Source organism: Comamonas aquatica, from assembly GCF_018064205.1.
Classification (GTDB): Bacteria; Pseudomonadota; Gammaproteobacteria; order Burkholderiales; family Burkholderiaceae_C; genus Comamonas; species Comamonas aquatica.
The window spans coordinates 2,718,621-2,735,175 of sequence record NZ_CP072916.1; the positions used below are offsets into that span (position 1 = coordinate 2,718,621).

11 protein-coding genes are annotated in these 16,555 nt (G+C 57.9%); 4 read left to right on the forward strand and 7 right to left on the reverse strand.

Translation table 11 applies throughout. From position 1 onward, the window contains the following. Positions 1–51 precede the first annotated feature (51 nt). Positions 52–2,610 carry a site-specific DNA-methyltransferase gene (locus KAQ61_RS12880; RefSeq protein WP_210929422.1) on the forward strand — a complete coding sequence of 853 codons (2,559 nt, stop codon included), beginning with the start codon at positions 52–54 and terminating at the stop codon, positions 2,608–2,610. Continuing rightward, positions 2,607–5,123 carry a DEAD/DEAH box helicase gene (locus KAQ61_RS12885; protein WP_210929423.1) on the forward strand — a complete coding sequence of 839 codons (2,517 nt, stop codon included), beginning with the start codon at positions 2,607–2,609 and terminating at the stop codon, positions 5,121–5,123. Before KAQ61_RS12880 ends, KAQ61_RS12885 begins: the two co-directional genes overlap by 4 nt. Positions 5,124–5,223: 100 nt before the next feature. On the opposite strand, the gene KAQ61_RS12890 is transcribed toward KAQ61_RS12885, so the two are convergent. Then, complete coding sequence (locus KAQ61_RS12890) at positions 5,224–5,979, reverse strand: DNA-binding protein (RefSeq protein ID WP_210929424.1); 756 nt, start codon at positions 5,977–5,979, stop codon at positions 5,224–5,226. Positions 5,980–6,492: 513 nt separating this feature from the next. Here KAQ61_RS12890 and KAQ61_RS12895 point away from each other — a divergent pair. Continuing rightward, positions 6,493–7,125 (forward strand): hypothetical protein, encoded by a 633-nt coding sequence (locus KAQ61_RS12895; RefSeq protein ID WP_210929425.1) that lies wholly within the window; start codon positions 6,493–6,495, stop codon positions 7,123–7,125. A 614-nt stretch (positions 7,126–7,739) separates the two neighbouring features. Further along, positions 7,740–8,765, forward strand: a complete 1,026-nt coding sequence (locus KAQ61_RS12900; protein ID WP_210929426.1) for a hypothetical protein — start codon at positions 7,740–7,742, stop codon at positions 8,763–8,765. On the opposite strand, the gene KAQ61_RS12905 is transcribed toward KAQ61_RS12900, so the two are convergent. From KAQ61_RS12905 to urtA, 6 genes are all read right to left on the reverse strand, one after another. After that, positions 8,766–10,136, reverse strand: coding sequence for a tyrosine-type recombinase/integrase (locus tag KAQ61_RS12905; protein ID WP_210929427.1), 1,371 nt, complete (start codon positions 10,134–10,136; stop codon positions 8,766–8,768). A gap of 238 nt (positions 10,137–10,374) precedes the next feature. Beyond that, positions 10,375–11,067, reverse strand: coding sequence for an urea ABC transporter ATP-binding subunit UrtE (gene urtE, locus KAQ61_RS12910; protein ID WP_210929428.1), 693 nt, complete (start codon positions 11,065–11,067; stop codon positions 10,375–10,377). A 310-nt stretch (positions 11,068–11,377) separates the two neighbouring features. Then, positions 11,378–12,250 (reverse strand): urea ABC transporter ATP-binding protein UrtD, encoded by an 873-nt coding sequence (gene urtD / locus KAQ61_RS12915; RefSeq protein ID WP_210929429.1) that lies wholly within the window; start codon positions 12,248–12,250, stop codon positions 11,378–11,380. Then, positions 12,247–13,392: an urea ABC transporter permease subunit UrtC gene (urtC, locus tag KAQ61_RS12920; RefSeq protein WP_210929430.1), complete on the reverse strand. Its 1,146-nt coding sequence runs from the start codon at positions 13,390–13,392 to the stop codon at positions 12,247–12,249. Before urtC ends, urtD begins: the two co-directional genes overlap by 4 nt. Before the next feature lie 148 nt (positions 13,393–13,540). After that, positions 13,541–15,142 carry an urea ABC transporter permease subunit UrtB gene (gene urtB, locus KAQ61_RS12925; RefSeq protein WP_210929431.1) on the reverse strand — a complete coding sequence of 534 codons (1,602 nt, stop codon included), beginning with the start codon at positions 15,140–15,142 and terminating at the stop codon, positions 13,541–13,543. A gap of 100 nt (positions 15,143–15,242) precedes the next feature. After that, positions 15,243–16,511, reverse strand: a complete 1,269-nt coding sequence (gene urtA / locus KAQ61_RS12930; RefSeq protein ID WP_043380954.1) for an urea ABC transporter substrate-binding protein — start codon at positions 16,509–16,511, stop codon at positions 15,243–15,245. Positions 16,512–16,555 lie beyond the last annotated feature (44 nt).

Below are 16,555 nucleotides of genomic sequence, written 5' to 3' on the forward strand. Positions count from 1 at the left end.
TAGACATAAGCCTGCCGCCCCTGTCGGCGCACAGGCCCAAAGGAGGAATGCTTGTCTGCAATCCATGACTTGATCGCACAAATCAGCGATCACCGCCTGCGCGAGCGCCTGGCCGCCGAGTGGGCGAACGCCGCCCAAGAAAAAAAATTCGGTCTGGTGTTTGAAGATCACCTGCCCGAGTTGTTGCCGCTGCATGGTGCAAAACCACGCAAGGGTGATCTGGTATGCCGCCGTCAGGGTACGCTGAAAGATGTGTGGCAAATCATGTCCATCAACACGGGCGTCGCCACCTGCGTCAAGCCCAGCAACGATAAGCACCTCAGTGAACCCACCCGTGCCACAGCGGATCTGGTGCAGTTCTCTTTGGGTGAATTGCTGGTAGTGCGCGAATTTGGCGAGCCGATCTTTCCGGCTTTGATGCCGGTAGATACCGTGGCCAACGGCCCGATTGACGCGCCCTGGCACGTACTGATCGAGGCCGACAACTACCACGCGCTGCAACTGCTGGATTACCTGTATGCCGGTCAGGTGGATTGCATCTACATCGACCCGCCCTACAACACCGGCGCGCGCGACTGGAAGTACAACAACGACTATGTGGACGGCAACGACGGCTGGCGGCACAGCAAGTGGCTGGCCTTCATGGAAAAACGGCTGAAGCTGGCCAAGCGCCTGCTCAAGCCGGATACAGGCGTGCTGATCGTTACGATTGACGAACACGAGGTGCATCACCTCGGGATGCTGCTGGAGCGGGAGTTCCCGGAGACATACCGGCAGTTGGTGACCATCGTAATCAACCCCAAAGGGGTAACTCAGGGGCGTTTCTCTAGGGTTGAGGAGTACGCTCTTTTCTGTTTTGGAAACCAAGCATTCGTGCACAGCTTGGGTGATGATCTGCTCTCACCAGCAAAGCCCGGCGCAAACACCACTCCGCGATGGAAAGGGCTTCTTCGGTCAGGGACAAATGCGCGCCGCCAAGATCGTCACAAGATGTTTTTTCCCGTACTCATTGATACTGAGCGGAATGCCATCGTAGGGGCTGGTGACTACCTTCCGTTGGATCAGATTCCAGACTTGGACGCGAAAGTTGACGGTTATGCCGCCGCTTGGCCAATTCGTATGGATGGAAGTTTCGGAAACTGGGGAGTCGGTCCAGAATCGTTGCGTGCTTTAATCAAAAAAGGCTACGTAAGCCTCGGCGGTTTTGACGAGAACAGACGAACTTGGGGTATCTCGTACCTAAGTCGAAAACTCCAACTGCAAATCGAAAGTGGCGCAATCCGAATCGTCGAGTTTGACAAAGTACGCAATGTTGTGAGCGTTGAATACGCTGAAGAACGCGAGCGACAGATCAAAACGGTCTGGCATAGAAGTGCACACGATGCCGGGGCCTACGGCGCTGACATACTGAAATCTATTTTTGGAGAAGGAAGGAAATTCTCTTTTCCAAAATCACTTTACGCTACCCGTGATGCAGTGGCAGCGGTTGTCCGCGATCGTTCCAACGCCCTGATCGTCGATTTCTTCGCTGGTAGCGGCACCACGCTCAATGCCGTCAACCTGCTGAACGCCACCGATGGAGGTCAGCGGCGCTGCATCCTGGTCACCAACAACGAGGTGTCGGCTGAAGAAGCGGCCAGCCTGAGCGCCCGCGGCTTGCAACCCGGCGATGCGGAATGGGAAGCCCAGGGCATCTGCCGTTCGGTAACTTGGCCACGCAGCAAGTACACCATCCTGGGCCAGCGTGACGATGGCTCGGTGCTGACCGGTGAATACCTGACTGGCAAAACCGTGGAGCGCGAGAAGGCACGTAGTTTCCAGCAGATCGGTTTTGTCGATCCGGCGCAGCTCGACACGCTGCCCAAGAAAAAGCAGGTGGTGGCGCTGATCGACGGTCTGCCGCAAACGCTGGTGAAAGACCCGTGCCCCTTCATCGTGTCGGAGGACCACAAGGCCAGCGTGCTGTTTGATCCCGCATCTTCCGAGGATTGGCTGGAGGCGCTGGACGGGCAAGAGCACATCACCGACTTCTACATCGTCACACCTACCAAGCGGGTATTCGACCAGTTGAAATCCCAGGTGGCGGAATTGCTGGGGCCAATCCTGGTGCCGGAGGAAGAAAAGCGCCCGATGAGTGCTGGCTTTGCCGCCAACCTGGCGTATTTCAAACTCGATTTTCTGGAGCGCGAGCGGGTGTCTCTGCGCCGGGCTTTCCGCGAAATCCTGCCGCTGCTGTGGGTGAAGGCCGGTGCCGTGGGGCCGAGGCCGGAGCTGAAACGCGGAGAGCCTGAGCCCGCTCTGCTGGCGCCTGAAGGCAGCAACTTTGTGGTGCTGCTCGATGAATCGCGAATGAGCCGCCTGCTCAAAACGCTGGATGGCCGGTCTGGTGTCTCGCACGTATTCATCGTCACCGATGCCGACGAAGCCTTCAAGAGCATGGCGCAGGACGTGCGCGAAGTGGCAGCCAAGGCCAACCCCGGCTTGCAGGTGGTGCAGCTGTACCGTGATTACCTGCTCAATTTCATGATCAACAAAAACCAGGACCGCGCGGCTGTGCCAACGAGCACAGTGTTCAATACCGCGGCAGGCACACAGGGAGCGCGGGCATGAGGGTATCGCTGTTTGATTTTCAGCGGGATGCGTTGCACCTGTTGCGCGACAAAATCTTGGCCGCGCGCAAGTTCGCCAGCAGTCAGCAACCGCAGGCGATTGCGTTCTCGGCGCCTACCGGCAGCGGCAAGACCATCATGATGACGGCGCTGTTCGAGGCCATCCTCGACCAGCCTGACGATGAGCTGGCCTGGCCGCTGGATTGGGAGCCGCAGTCGGATGCGGTGATCCTGTGGGTGTCGGACATGCCCGAACTCAACGAGCAGACCAAACTCAAGATCGAAAGCAAGTCCAACAAGGTTTACCGGGTCAACCAGCTCATCACCATCGATGCGCATTTCGACGCGCCACGGCTGGATGGTGGGCGTATCTATTTCATCAACACGCAGAAGCTGGCAGTCAACCAGCCGCTGACCAATCGGGGTGACGGGCGCCAGCACTTGATCTGGGAAACGCTGACCAACACGGCGCTGGCGATCCCCGACCGTTTCTACGTGGTGATTGACGAAGCCCACCGTGGGATGACCGCAGGCCGGGGGGCGCAGGCCGCACAGACCTTGATGCAGCGCTTCGTGTTGGGCTACCCAGAGGTTGGCCTGGTCAAGATGCCGCTGGTGATCGGGGTGTCGGCCACACCCAAGCGCTTCATGGACTTGCTGGAGCACGCTCCGCACACGATCCACAAGATTGCCATTCCGGCCGATGAGGTCCGCAAGTCCGGCTTGCTGAAAGACCGGATCCTGATTCATCACCCCGAGGCAGCCACCACAGCTGAGATGGCTCTGCTGGAAGAAGCCGCGCGCCGTTGGGGCCAGATGACCACGGCCTGGGGCGCCTATTGCAAGGATGAGCAGGAGCAGGTGGTGTGGCCTGTGCTGGTGGTGCAGGTAGAAAACGGGTCCGATCGGCAGTTGACCCGGACCGATCTGGCCGACGCGTTGACGGTGATTGAAAGCGCGATTGGCCGGCGCCTGAACGAAGGCGAGGTGGCGCATGCAATGCACGACACGGGTGACCTGGATATTGGCGGTCGGCGTGTGCGCAAGGTGGACGCCTCGCGCATCGATGCCGATAAGAACATTGGCGTGGTTTTCTTCAAAACCAGCCTATCTACTGGCTGGGACTGCCCGCGCGCCGAGGTGATGATGTCGTTCCGCCGTGCGGAAGACCACACCTACATCGCCCAGCTGCTGGGCCGGATGGTGCGCACGCCGCTGGCTCGCCGTATCGAGAAGGATGCCGCGCTGAATGACGTGCACCTGTTTCTGCCGTACTTCGACACCCAGGCGGTGGAGAGCGTGGTTGCGTCCCTGCACAACGCGGAGGATGTACCTCCTGCTGAAACAGGCTCCAGCCGCAATCTCGTGGTGCTCAAGCGCCGTGACGGCACGGAGGATATCTTTGCCGAACTCGATGGCTTGATCACTTACCGGGTGAATGCCGCTCGTGCTCAGAGCCCGCTGCGTCGCTACATGGCGATTGCCCGCAGCCTGACCACGGACGAGATCGACGATGACACTTGGGATGTCGCCAAGCGCCAGATCGTCGAGTGGATGGGCCAGCGGATTGCTGCCATCAAGGATGCAGGCCAGTTCAATGCGGCTGCCAAGGCCATCACGCAGGTGGGGCTGCGCACCTTAGCCGTGCAAAACGGCACCGGTGTTTCGGAGCCCGCAGCGGATTACCACATTGACGCCTCGGATGTAGACATCGACCGCCTGTTTGAAGAAGCGGGACGCGCTTTCAGCCACGGCCTACAGATGGACTACTGGCGTGCCCATGCCGACCGTGATGCGTTGGAGGTCAAGGTCGAGGCCATTGTGCTGGCGCGCAATGCTGCGGAAATGGCCAAGCTGGAGGCGCAAGCCGAAGCGGCTTTCGATGCCTTGTACGACCAACACAAAAAGGCGATTTTCAAGTTGAAGGAGCAGCGGCGAGCCAATTACGAAAAGCTGCGCCTGGCCACGGCCCAGCCGAATGAAGTGCCTTGGCACTTGCCGGCAGCCATCGACTTCAAGCGCCTTCCGACCGATCCGCTGTGGGAACGGCACTTGTACGTGGAAGCCAATGGGCAGTTCCGCGCTGAGCTTGGTACTTGGGAAGCCGCTGTGTTGAAGGAGGAACTGGCCAAGCCCGAGGTGGTGGGCTGGCTGCGCAACCTGGATCGCAAACCTTGGTCGCTGGAGATTCCGTATGCGTCGGGCGGCGATGTTCGCCCGATGTTTCCGGACTTGGTCGTGGTGCGCAAAAGCGGTAGCGAATTTGCTATCGACATTCTGGAGCCGCATGACCCAAGCCTGAGCGACAACTTTGAGAAGGCTGTGGGGCTGGCGAAGTTCGCGGAAAAGCACGGTGCGTTGTTCGGGCGCATTCAGTTGATCCGCAAGCAGTCATCTGGCGGTGGAGAGCATTTCGCACGCTTGGAGATTAATCAAGCGGCCACGATCAAGAAGTTGCTGCTGATCAACAGCAATCCGCTGCTTGATGAGTTGTTCACAGATGTGCTCAAATAATTTGGAGAACTGATGAGCCAAGGTAAAAAAAGCTAAAACGCTCTGCACAATCTGAGCAGAGCGTGAAGCACAATGAAAATGCCCAATCGCGTGCTAGTTTTTAGCTAACTTGCAAATCTACCAAACGCTGCTCAAGCCCGCTGACGCGCTCCCTGGAGACGGCTGCTTTAAGCTCTGCATCCGTCTGTGCTTTGCGAGCCAGATTCAACTGCTCACGGCACTCGACGAGTTCTTGCATCAAGCGGGGCATGGTCTCATCAATCCGCAATGATGCCTTAGCAAGCTCAATCCGCAACTCCGCCACGGTTGCACGTTCGCTATTAAGTTCTAACTTCAGCGCAGCATGGTCAGTGTGAATTTGCGTCAGTTGGGCTTGAGCTGTGGTGGCGTCTTCCCGCGCTGCTTGCAGTTCGGCTTGTATAGCAGCGACTTGCGCAATTAGCTGCTCATTTTCTTGAATCAGTAGTTGCTCGCTGTCCCTCACATCTTCAAGGTCTGCCGCGCATTCTTCACGGATCGCTTTGTCAGTGTTGCGCCGTAGTAGGTCCAACTCACGAAGCAGACCAGCAGGCAATGGTTGACTGGTAGCAGCAATATCCAGCGCGTTATTACGCCATTCTCTCAATAGCGGTGACACCGTGGTCATGCTGCCAAAGCCTATTTCATTCAAAACAGCGCGTTGAGACGGTCGCTTTCCTTCGGCTAGCAGCTTGTTGGCTGCTGCAAAAACAATTTCTTGTGTTACTAAACGGGCGGTCATATGAGGTCTCCTAATCGGGTTGATATCGATATCACCATTGATATCTAAACAATATCGATACAGTACCGATACGGTATTGATATCGACATCGTCCATAGAGGTATAAGCAACTCCACATGACATAACCGCCAGAATTACAAAACGCTTAGAGCTTCAGTCAGAAAACTCCCTCGCCAGCAGGAAGATATTGTTCAAAAATATTTTTGCATTAGAGGCCAATCATCCGGTACTGCGCGAGCTATACATAGATGAGGACTGCATTTGTTAGAGGTATGTGTCCAGCTTTGCAGGTCTCAATTCGTCATGTTTCCTCCTCACCTCTCTTGCCCGGGCTCATCGCCCGGGCTTTTTTACGTAAACAAAGTTGAGAACAAGGTGCCCGTACAGCGACGAGCGACAGCAAGGTCTGGCAACAAGACAGCTTTGAGGTCAAACAACCTACTCAATCGCCATTAAAAAAATGAGCTACTAACGCTTTTTCTACCAAGCGTTGGATGTATTTAAAGACACTCTCTATCGTCTGCAACAGGCTTACCCACTTTTAGTTACTTCCATCAGAATTTGCGAAATGTTACATTTCCCTAATAAGGACTACGACGAGTAAATGGAATGAAAAAGCGTGTTTTGGGCAGCATCGTGGCAGGCTCTGTGCTGATCAGCGGGTGCGCTGCTGATCTGGTGTTTTTGGCCATGCATGCTGCGGAAGAAGGCTTCACTATCAAATACTTTCCAAAGCTGGAGAGAAGTGTCTCGATTGAGCCATCCTTGAACGTAGTCACAGCCATGCCTTACAAGCGCCACTTCATGCGTGATGAGAGTAAGTGCCAATTTGACGGAGTAGTGGTCCCATGGGAGCGCACCTGGGAAGAACGTGCGCTTGGTGGAGATGCGGCAAATCCGCAAATGCTGCCACCCGAACCTGGCAAGATCGCAGGCTATGCAGCCGTGGTTTACCAGCGCACCTGCCCAGGAAAAAAGCCAGAGGCTATTTTGCATGTCGGCGTCCAAGGTACGGGCATCTTTTCTAAGCCCGAGATACTGGCTGGCAGTTCAGTAGGCATGCAAGATGTGCTGCTCACTCAGGCTACCAATCGCCCGCAGTGGCTTCCGCAGGTGGTTGAGCGTCTTGTGCGTGTGGCGCCTACCAGCCCGGCGGCGAAGCAAGTGCTAGTGACTGCGCACGAAAAGCTGGCCCAAGCTTTGCCCGAGTTGGAAACAGCGCTCAAGGGGGCTGTGAAGTGAGTTGGAGCCGGCGGCCGCCGGCGGGGGAGCCGCTTTCACGGGACGCGGCGACGATCTCGAAGCGCAGCGAAGGGTCGGCGCGGAGCCGGGGAAGTGGGGGCGCTAGCCCCGGGTCCAGCGGGCCGCTGGTGGGGGAGCCGAAAAGTTTTTGGCAGCGATGCCGAGGCTTTAGCCGAGTGCTGCCAAAAAGCTTTTTGGGGGCAAAGCCCGCGCTCCAGCATACGCAGTGAGCTGGCAGGTGGCTTACGAAAGACGACCCTCTAAGGGGGCCACAGCAAGCCGCTTGCGGATTGTTGGGGGAGGGTCGGCGGTGGCACCTAACCCGCCCGGGTTGGGTGACATGAGGAAGCCGCCTGCCAGCCCGCGAAGTGGCGCCCGAAGGGCGGGCCGTAGGCCGCTGGAGCGCCCACAAGCCACCGTAGGATGGCGCTGTAGCCGAGCTGAAAGCACGGCGAGAAGGGCAAGGGCGGCAAGGAGGTTTTTGCAAAAACCGACCCAGCCTGCGCAGGCTCTCCGACGTCTCCACGTCGGAAGTGCCGGAGGGTTTGTGTGTTAGCAACTCAAAGAAGTTGCTAACACACGCGAAAACGCTAGGTTTTCGCGCTATACAAGGTATGCAAAACCATGAAATTCGCCTTCGTAAGGACGTTGCAGCCCTGCGCTTCATTCACTTATTCGGCTGGCTTCGAATTACTTCGCTAGGCACACTGATGAAGCCTCACACGGCGACGTCATTAGAAGCCGGATCGCGTCTTGCTCGCAGCCTTATTAGCCGCCAACTCGTGCTGGCACGGCGACTGCCCGAGGGCGCCGGACAAGCGCTTGTATTGGCTGCTGCTGGAGTACGCTTACTAGCCGAATATGATATCCATGCCGTCAGCGGCAAAAGTATTGGGCAAACAGTCGGCAAGGAGTGGACCCCGTCGACTACATGGAAACACGACATACTTGCTCACGGCGTTCTATGCGAGCTTTTCAAGCTAGGCTATGCAGTAATGCCGGAAGCCGAAATTCGACGCAGAGTTGGCATCCTCGCCAAGCTGCCTGACGGCCTTGCACGCTCACCCGACGGAACATGGCTGTGGCTGGAAGTAGAAAATGCACGCAAAAGTGGGCCCCATATGCGCCGGCTCGCGGACGCTATTGCAGCAGTTTCCGGAAATCAAGTTGAAATCTGTGGGGTGCGCCCATCTCGCTGCCTAATTGCATACTGGGAACACTGCCAGGATGAGCGTGGCTATCGGGTAAACCACCGCGAACGTATTACTAAGGCGATTGCAGCCCAAGCACGCAACGATATCCAGCTAACGTTCGCAGAATGCACCCGCAAAGGCGCCGCAGGCATCTCGAAAATTGAGTTCAGTGAAGCAACCGTACCAGCTGACCACACATCTGCGGTATTGAAGCGCCTCAACGCAAATGGTTGGAACCCGGATGAAAAATCTGGCGTGTGCAAAGCCAACTACGGCAACTGCACTGCCTATGTGTGGCAAGACCCTGATGCACCAGGCACGTGGTCTTACGATGCTGAACGCGATGGAGAAGGATTTGGTCAAGCTGGATATGCTGGCTCAATCAGTGAGGCAAAGCGCCGAGCAGCAGAGCTTATTGCTAATCAAAAAGCAAATCCTTTTTCATGACTAAGCACAATCAGAAAGAATAATTCTTTCTGTTTCGCTGGAATTACGAGACCAAGGAACTCGATACTCATGGGGCTGTGTTCGCAACTCATGCAGTGCTTGTGCTTCACACTTCTCAAGTACTTCACCGAGCAAATTCGTCGCCTCTTTTCTTAATTGAAGAAGTTTACCTGCTTGATATGTACTTATTATTTTATCAGAAATTTTGTGATTCTGCATTAATGTAATAACATATGGATTAACATTTAACTCTGATAATATTGTTGATCCTGTGCGCCTCAAGTCATGAATGGTTATTTTACCAAAAGGCATTTTCATAAACCCTGATACAGCGTGATTAGATTCACCGTCGTTTCTAGCTAATTGCTGCATCAATGTCTTACTGCTGATTGGTTTATCAGAAAAATTATTTTTACTTCGTAAATGGGGTATTAAATACCTTGAGTCTCCAGATAGCAACAACAACTCTTTGATATGTTTTTTAGAAAAATCAGATAGAAAAACTATATGATCACGAGGTTTGGCATTAGTTTCTTTTTGATTATCTTTAGGTATTATTAAATATCCGTCATCAAGATGGATATGCCGCTTTTCAATTAAAACTGTTTCAGTGGATCTATTCGATGTAGCCAATATTAATGAAATTGCATGAACAAATTGCGGATCTATTCTGGCTTGACGCATCCCCTTAAATAATAAAATTAATTCACTTTCTCTCAAATAACGATCTCTACTATATAATTTCACCCAAATTTTCGCAGAATATTCATAAATAGGGTCTCTTTCAATATAATTATGAAATGTTGCCCATCTAAACATTAACTTCATCAATTGTATTGCAAGTGCTGTAGTTCTTTTTTTTCCTTTTGCATTAATTGTATTAATAAGTTTTTCAATAACTTTTGGTTTTAATTGAGACAATGGAAAATCAATAAATGCTTTGTCTTCAAAAATATGATCTCGAAATATCTGAGCACATTGATTAACTGATTTTTCTTTACGATTATTTTTTATTTTTTCTTCAAACCAGTAAGCAAATAATTCACCGACTGTTTTTGGAGTGAATGTCGCTTTTTCAACCAAAGCTGCGGCTCTGGGATCAATGCCAAGTTCCAATTGCTCAAGATGTCTTCGCACAGCTTCACGCGCAGCAGCAACTGACACCGCTGGGTATGCACCCAAGTTGATTTTGCGCCGTCGACCAGCTTTGCTGTATCTGAAGAGCCAAGCGTAGCTGTAGCCCCCCGGCTTGGCTGGGCGTACTCGCAACACTAGGTTGCTCTGCTGCGCGTCGTAAACATCAAGCTCTTTCTGTGTTGGCTCTAGCTTGATCGCTTCGATTGACTTCGTATTCAGAACTTTCTTACTCATGCTGCTTAGCACTCCATACCAATGTCAAGGGGTGCAGCATCGTACCAAAGTCAGTAAGTAAGGGGTGCAAATCATCACTCACAGGGGGTGCAATTTGGGGGTGCAGCATGGATAAGTCCAGCATCCCAAAAAATCATCAGTGAATGCAAGCCGTTTTCTCTCGCTTCATCTCAAGCACAAGAATCAACATCAAAAAATATGAAAAATTAGTAGCAAAAAAATCATAAAAATCAGCAACTTATACAGAAACCATCACCTTAACCTCATCTACCAAAACATCCCGAAATTGAGCGGAGTATTTGATTTCCCCTCGCTCCATGACAACGACATGGTCCGCAAGCTCTAAGGCAAAATCAACGTACTGCTCGCACAGCAGCACGGCCATGCCGCGCTCCTTGGCCAGCATGCGGATCACGCGGCCAATGTCCTTGATGATGCTGGGCTGGATGCCTTCGGTCGGCTCGTCCAGGATCAGCAGGCCCGGCGCCGGCGCCAGGGCGCGGGCAATCGCCAGCTGCTGCTGCTGGCCGCCGGACAGGTCGCCCCCGCGGCGCTGCAGCATCTGCTGGAGCACCGGGAACAGCGTGTACAAGTCCTGCGGGATCGGCGTGCGGCCACTTTGGTAGGCCAGGCCCATGCGCAGGTTGTCCTCCACCGTCAAGCGGCCAAAGATCTCGCGCCCCTGGGGCACAAAACCGATGCCGGCGCGTGCGCGCTCGTAGGGTGTCAGCCCCTGGATGGGCTGGCCGTTCCAGGTGATGGTGCCGCTGCGGATGGGCACCAGCCCCATCAGGCTCTTGAGCAGCGTGGTCTTGCCCACGCCGTTGCGCCCCAGCAGCACGGTGATCTGGCCGGGCTCGGCCTGCACGCTCACATCGCGCAGGATGTGCGAGCCGCCGTAGTACTGGTGCAGGTTTTGAACTTTGAGCATTTTTGGCCTCCAACGCAGATCAATCCTGCGCAAGCAGCTCTTATTTCGAGAGCTGCTGTTTCAATTTTCATAGCTGCTTGCGCTGGTATTCAGAGGCTTTCAAAGCAAAAAACATTTGAAAACCTCTTACTACAAGCGCTAACAGCTATCCATCTTCATTGCCCCCCAGCTATGCAGGCCCGCCAGCACCGCATCGCGCTGCGGTGGAGACGAGGTGCCACGCCGCAGACCGTCGCTGCGCTGCACTGCAGACAGTCGCTGCACTGCGATTTGGCTTGGCAATGACGTATCCAGGCTTGTGTGCATAGCGCTAGCGACCCAGATAGACCTCGATCACGCGCTCATCGGCCTGCACCTGGGCCAGCGTGCCTTCGGCCAGCACGCTGCCGTCGCACAGCACGGTGACCTTCTCGCTGATGGTGGCGATGAAGGACATGTCGTGCTCCACCACCATCAACGAGTGCTGGCCCTTGAGGGTCAGGAACAGCTCGGCCGTGCGCGCGGTTTCGTCATCGGTCATTCCGGCCACGGGTTCGTCGAGCAGCAGCAGCTTGGGCTCCTGCATCAGCAGCATGCCGATCTCCAGCCACTGCTTCTGGCCGTGGCTGAGCACGCCGGCCTGGCGGTGGACTTCGCTGGCCAGGTGGATGGTGTGCAGGATGTCGGCCAGCCGGTCGCTTTGCGCGCTGTCGAGCCGGAAGAACATGGAGTGCTTGACGCCCTTGTGCGTCTTGAGCGCCAGCTCCAGGTTCTCGAACACCGTCAGCTGTTCGAACACCGTGGGCTTCTGGAACTTGCGGCCAATGCCCAGCTGGGCGATCTGCGGCTCGTTGTGGCGCAGCAGGTCGATGGTGGAGCCGAAGAACACCGAGCCTTTGTCCGGCCGGGTCTTGCCGGTGATGATGTCCATCATCGTTGTCTTGCCTGCGCCATTGGGGCCGATGATGCAGCGCAGCTCACCCGGCGCAATGTCCAGGTTCAGGCCGTTGATGGCCTTGAAGCCGTCGAAGCTGACGTGCACATCTTCCAGGTACAGGATGCGGCCATGGGTCACATCGACTTCGCCTGGCGTCGCGATGCGCGCCATGCTGGCGCTGCGGCCACCTGAACCGATGTTTTGTGCGGCTTTTTCAGCCGCGGCACGCATGCGGACCGCGCCCGCCTCCATCAGGTCCGGGGTCATGCCGCACCTCCTTCTTGCTTCGATCCGAACTTGCTGCGCAGCTTGCGCACCACGCCGACGATGCCCTGGGGCATCCACAGTGTCACGGCGATGAACAGAGCGCCCAGAAAATACAGCCAGAACTCCGGCGCTGCCACGGTGAGCCAGCTCTTGGCGCCATTCACGGCAAACGCGCCGACGATGGGGCCGATCAGGCTGCCGCGCCCGCCCACGGCCGTCCACACGGCAATCTCGATGGAGCTGGCGGCCGACATTTCCACCGGGTTGATGATGCCCACCTGCGGCACGTACAAAGCGCCTGCGACACCACACATCATGGCGCTGATGACCCAGATGGTCAGCTTGTACGGCAGCGGCGCATAGCCCGAGAACATCACGCGGCTTTCTGCATCGCGAATCGCTTGCAGCACGCGGCCAAACTTGCTGCGCACCAGCCAGCGCGCCAGCAGAAAGCAGCCCAGCAGGGTGCAGCCCGTCAGCACGAACAGAGCCATGCGCATCTCCTGCGTGGCCAGCGGCATGCCGAGGATTTGCTTGAAGTCCGTGAAGCCGTTGTTGCCGCCAAAGCCGGTTTCATTGCGAAAGAACAGCAGCATGGCCGCATAGGTCAGCGCCTGCGTGATGATGGAGAAATACACACCCTTGATGCGCGAGCGAAAGGCAAACCAGCCAAACACGAAGGCCACCACGCCGGGCACCGCGAAGATCAGGATAAAGGTGGCGATGAAACTGTCCGACAGCGCCCAGAACCAGGGCAGCTCCTTCCAGGCCAGAAACACCATGAAGGCGGGCAGTTCCTCGGCGCCCACGGACTGGCGGCTCAGGTACATGCCCATGACGTAGCCACCCAGCGCAAAGAACAGGCCATGGCCCAAACTGAGAATGCCGGTGTAGCCCCAGATCAGGTCCATGGCCAGCGCGCAGATGGCGTAGCACATGATCTTGCCCAGCAGGCGCACCGCGTAGTCGGACAGGTGGAACACGCTGCCCTCGCCCACCCACAGATTCAGCACCGGGGCCACGGCACAGACCACGACCAGCGCCAGCATGAAGGCCGACCAGCCGGCCTTGGTGAGCAGCGGTTGGCGTGTCGGCAGCTCCACAGGCACGAACACGCTCGATTTCAAAACAGAACTTGTCATTACTTAGCTCCCGCACCCAGCAAGGAAAAAAGCCAGTTTTCGCGGCAGACAGCCCGCAAGGGCCGCCCCGCAGCGAGGCTGTCGTCCCCTTTCCCGCGCAGCGAGAGAAAGGGGAAGCGGCGTAGCCGCACAGGGGATTGATTCAGGGTCATTCCGCGCTCCGCCCCTTCATCGCGAAGATGCCCTGGGGCCGCTTCTGGATGAAGGCGATGATGAACACCAGCACCGCGATCTTGGCCAGCACCGCGCCGGTCCAGCCTTCGAGGAACTTGTTCAGAATGCCCAGCCCCAGCGCGGCATACACCGTGCCCGCCAGCTGGCCCACGCCGCCCAGCACCACCACCATGAAGGAGTCCACGATGTAGCTCTGCCCCAGGTCGGGGCCGACGTTGCCCACCTGGCTCAGCGCGCAGCCGGCCAGGCCGGCAATGCCACTGCCCAGGGCAAACGCCAGCGTGTCCACGCGCGCCGTGTTCACGCCCATGCAAGCCGCAATCGGGCGGTTCTGCGTGACCCCGCGCACGAACAGGCCCAGGCGGGTGCGTGCAATCAGGTAGGCCACGCCCGCCAGCACGGCGAAAGCAAAGGCGATGATGATCAGGCGGTTGAAAGGCAGGGTCAGGTTGGGCAGCAGCTGCCAGCCGCCGCTCATCCACACCGGGTTTTCCACGGCCACGTTCTGCGCGCCGAAGGTGGAGCGCACCAGCTGCATCAGCACCAGGGAGATGCCCCAGGTGGCCAGCAGGGTCTCCAGCGGGCGGCCGTACAGAAAGCGCAGCACGCCACGCTCCATCACCGCGCCCACCAGGGCCGAGGCCAGGAAGGCCACGGGCAGGGCTGCCAGCAGGTACCAGTCAAAGAAATCGGGCAGGTAGCTGCGAAACACGCCCTGCACCACATAGGTGGCGTAGGCGCCGATCATCATCAGCTCGCCGTGGGCCATGTTGATCACGCCCATCAGGCCGTAGGTGATGGCCAGGCCAAGGGCCACCAGCAGCAAGATGGAGCCCAGGCTGATGCCGGTGAAGGCCACGCCCAGGCGTTCGCCCCAGGCCAGCTGGTCCTTGACCTCGGCCAGGGCGCGCTTGAGCGCCGCCTGCACCTGGGCGTCCTGCTCCTGGGCCAGTTGCTCGTTGAGCAGCAGACGCGTGGCCGGCGTGGCGTGGCGCGCCAGCAGGGCCGCAGCGTCGATGCGCTGCTCGGCCTGCGGGCTGCCCAGCAGGGCCGCAGATTTCGCCAGCGCCAGCGCGGCCTTAACGTCCGCCTGCTGCTCGCGCGCCAGGGCCTTGTCGAGCAGCGGCAGGCGCTCGGGCGTCGCGCCCTGCAGCATGGCCTGGGCCGCTTCCAAGCGCTCGGCGTCGTTGCCCACCAGCAGGTTCAGTGCGGCCAGGGCGTTGCCGATCTCGCGGCGCAGGCGGTTGTTGGTGCTGGCGTCGCTCGCCCCCTCGGGCAGCGGCACGGCCTGGCCCGTCACGGGGTCGCGGGCTTCGCCCCCGCGCACGATGAAGGCCTGCGCGCCGGTGAACTGCACCTCACCGTCGCGCAGGGCCTGCAGGAAGTCGGCCGTGCGGGCGGCATCGCCCGTGGCCGCGGCCTCCTGCATGGCGGCAATGCGGCGGTTGTTGTCGCCATCGGCCATGGCCAGCGCCTGCTCGGCCGTCAACGCCTGGGCCGGGGCCTGCCACAGGGCCGTGCAGGCCAGCGCTGCGCCCAGCCAGGGCCGGAAGGTGCGCAAGAGGGGAAAAAGCATAGGTCATCCAATCAGCAAAAGGCCCGTCCGGTGGGGACGGGCCTTCGGGTCGAGGTGCGGTTCACCGGTGCGACCGCGCTGCGGCCGCACGCGTGTCCCCTCACTTCTTCTCGGGCTCGTCCTTCTTCTTGTCGTTGCCGTCGATGAAGGGGCTCCAAGGCTGGGCCTTGATGGGTTCCTTGGTCTTCCAGACCACGTTGAACTGGCCATCGGCCTTGATCTCACCGATCAGCACCGGCTTGTGCAGGTGGTGGTTCTTGGCATCCATGGTCAGCGTGAAGCCGCTGGGCGCCTTGAAGGTCTGGCCGGCCATGGCGGCGATCACCTTGTTCACCTCCAGGGACTTGGCCTTTTCCACGGCCTGCTTCCACATGTGGATGCCGACGTAGGTGGCTTCCATGGGGTCGTTGGTCAGCGGCTTGGTGGACTGGCCGGGCAGGTTCTTGGCCTTGGCATAGGCGCTCCACTGCTTGATCCAGGCGTCGTTGGTGGGGTTCTTGACGCTCATGAAGTAGTTCCACGAGGCCAGGTGGCCGACCAGGGGCTTGGGATCCAGGCCGCGCAGCTCTTCCTCGCCGACCGAGAAGGCCACCACGGGCACCTCGGTGGCCTTGATGCCGGCGTTGCCCAGTTCCTTGTAGAAGGGCACGTTGGAGTCGCCGTTGATGGTGGAGATCACGGCCGTCTTGCCCCCCGCAGCGAACTTCTTGATGTCGGCCACGATGGTCTGGTAGTCGCTGTGGCCAAACGGGGTGTAGGCCTCCATGATGTCCTTGTCGGCCACGCCCTTCTTCTTCAGGAAGGCACGCAGGATCTTGTTGGCCGTGCGCGGGTAGACGTAGTCGGTACCCAGCAGCACCCAGCGCTTGGCGCTGCCGCCGTCCTCGCCCATCAGGTATTCCACGGCGGGAATGGCCTGCTGGTTGGGCGCCGCACCGGTGTAGAACACGTTCTTGGACAGTTCCTCGCCCTCGTACTGCACGGGGTAGAACAGCAGGGCGTTGTTTTCCTCATAGACCGGCAGCACCGACTTGCGGCACACCGAGGTCCAGCAGCCGAAGGTCACGGCCACCTTGTCCTGGCTGATCAGCTGCTTGGCCTTCTCTGCCGCCAGCGGCCAGTTGGAGGCAGTGTCGATCACCACGGGCTCCAGCTTCTTGCCCAGCACGCCACCCTTGGCGTTGATGTCCTCGATGGTCATCAAGGCCATGTCCTTGAGGGCGGTCTCCGAAATCGCCATGGTGCCCGACAGGGCGTGCAGCACACCCACCTTGATGGTGTCGGCCGCCTGGGCGGACAGTGCGGTAAAGCCCATGCCGGCAACGGTTGCGGCAGCGGCCAGGGTCTTCAGGGTGAAACGGCGTGGCATGGTGAGAACTCCTCTCGGTGGGTTGATGGAGTCCATGCTAGGGA

Bases quoted from the DNA above. Each gene is read 5' to 3' on its own strand.
- KAQ61_RS12890 (WP_210929424.1), bottom strand. From the start codon at position 5,979: ATGGACGATGTCGATATCAATACCGTATCGGTACTGTATCGATATTGT.
- KAQ61_RS12885 (WP_210929423.1), top strand. From the start codon at position 2,607: ATGAGGGTATCGCTGTTTGATTTTCAGCGGGATGCGTTGCACCTGTTG.
- urtA (WP_043380954.1), bottom strand. From the start codon at position 16,511: ATGCCACGCCGTTTCACCCTGAAGACCCTGGCCGCTGCCGCAACCGTT.
- KAQ61_RS12900 (WP_210929426.1), top strand. From the start codon at position 7,740: ATGCAAAACCATGAAATTCGCCTTCGTAAGGACGTTGCAGCCCTGCGC.
- urtC (WP_210929430.1), bottom strand. From the start codon at position 13,392: ATGACAAGTTCTGTTTTGAAATCGAGCGTGTTCGTGCCTGTGGAGCTG.
- KAQ61_RS12895 (WP_210929425.1), top strand. From the start codon at position 6,493: ATGAAAAAGCGTGTTTTGGGCAGCATCGTGGCAGGCTCTGTGCTGATC.
- urtE (WP_210929428.1), bottom strand. From the start codon at position 11,067: ATGCTCAAAGTTCAAAACCTGCACCAGTACTACGGCGGCTCGCACATC.
- KAQ61_RS12905 (WP_210929427.1), bottom strand. From the start codon at position 10,136: ATGAGTAAGAAAGTTCTGAATACGAAGTCAATCGAAGCGATCAAGCTA.
- urtB (WP_210929431.1), bottom strand. From the start codon at position 15,142: ATGCTTTTTCCCCTCTTGCGCACCTTCCGGCCCTGGCTGGGCGCAGCG.
- urtD (WP_210929429.1), bottom strand. From the start codon at position 12,250: ATGACCCCGGACCTGATGGAGGCGGGCGCGGTCCGCATGCGTGCCGCG.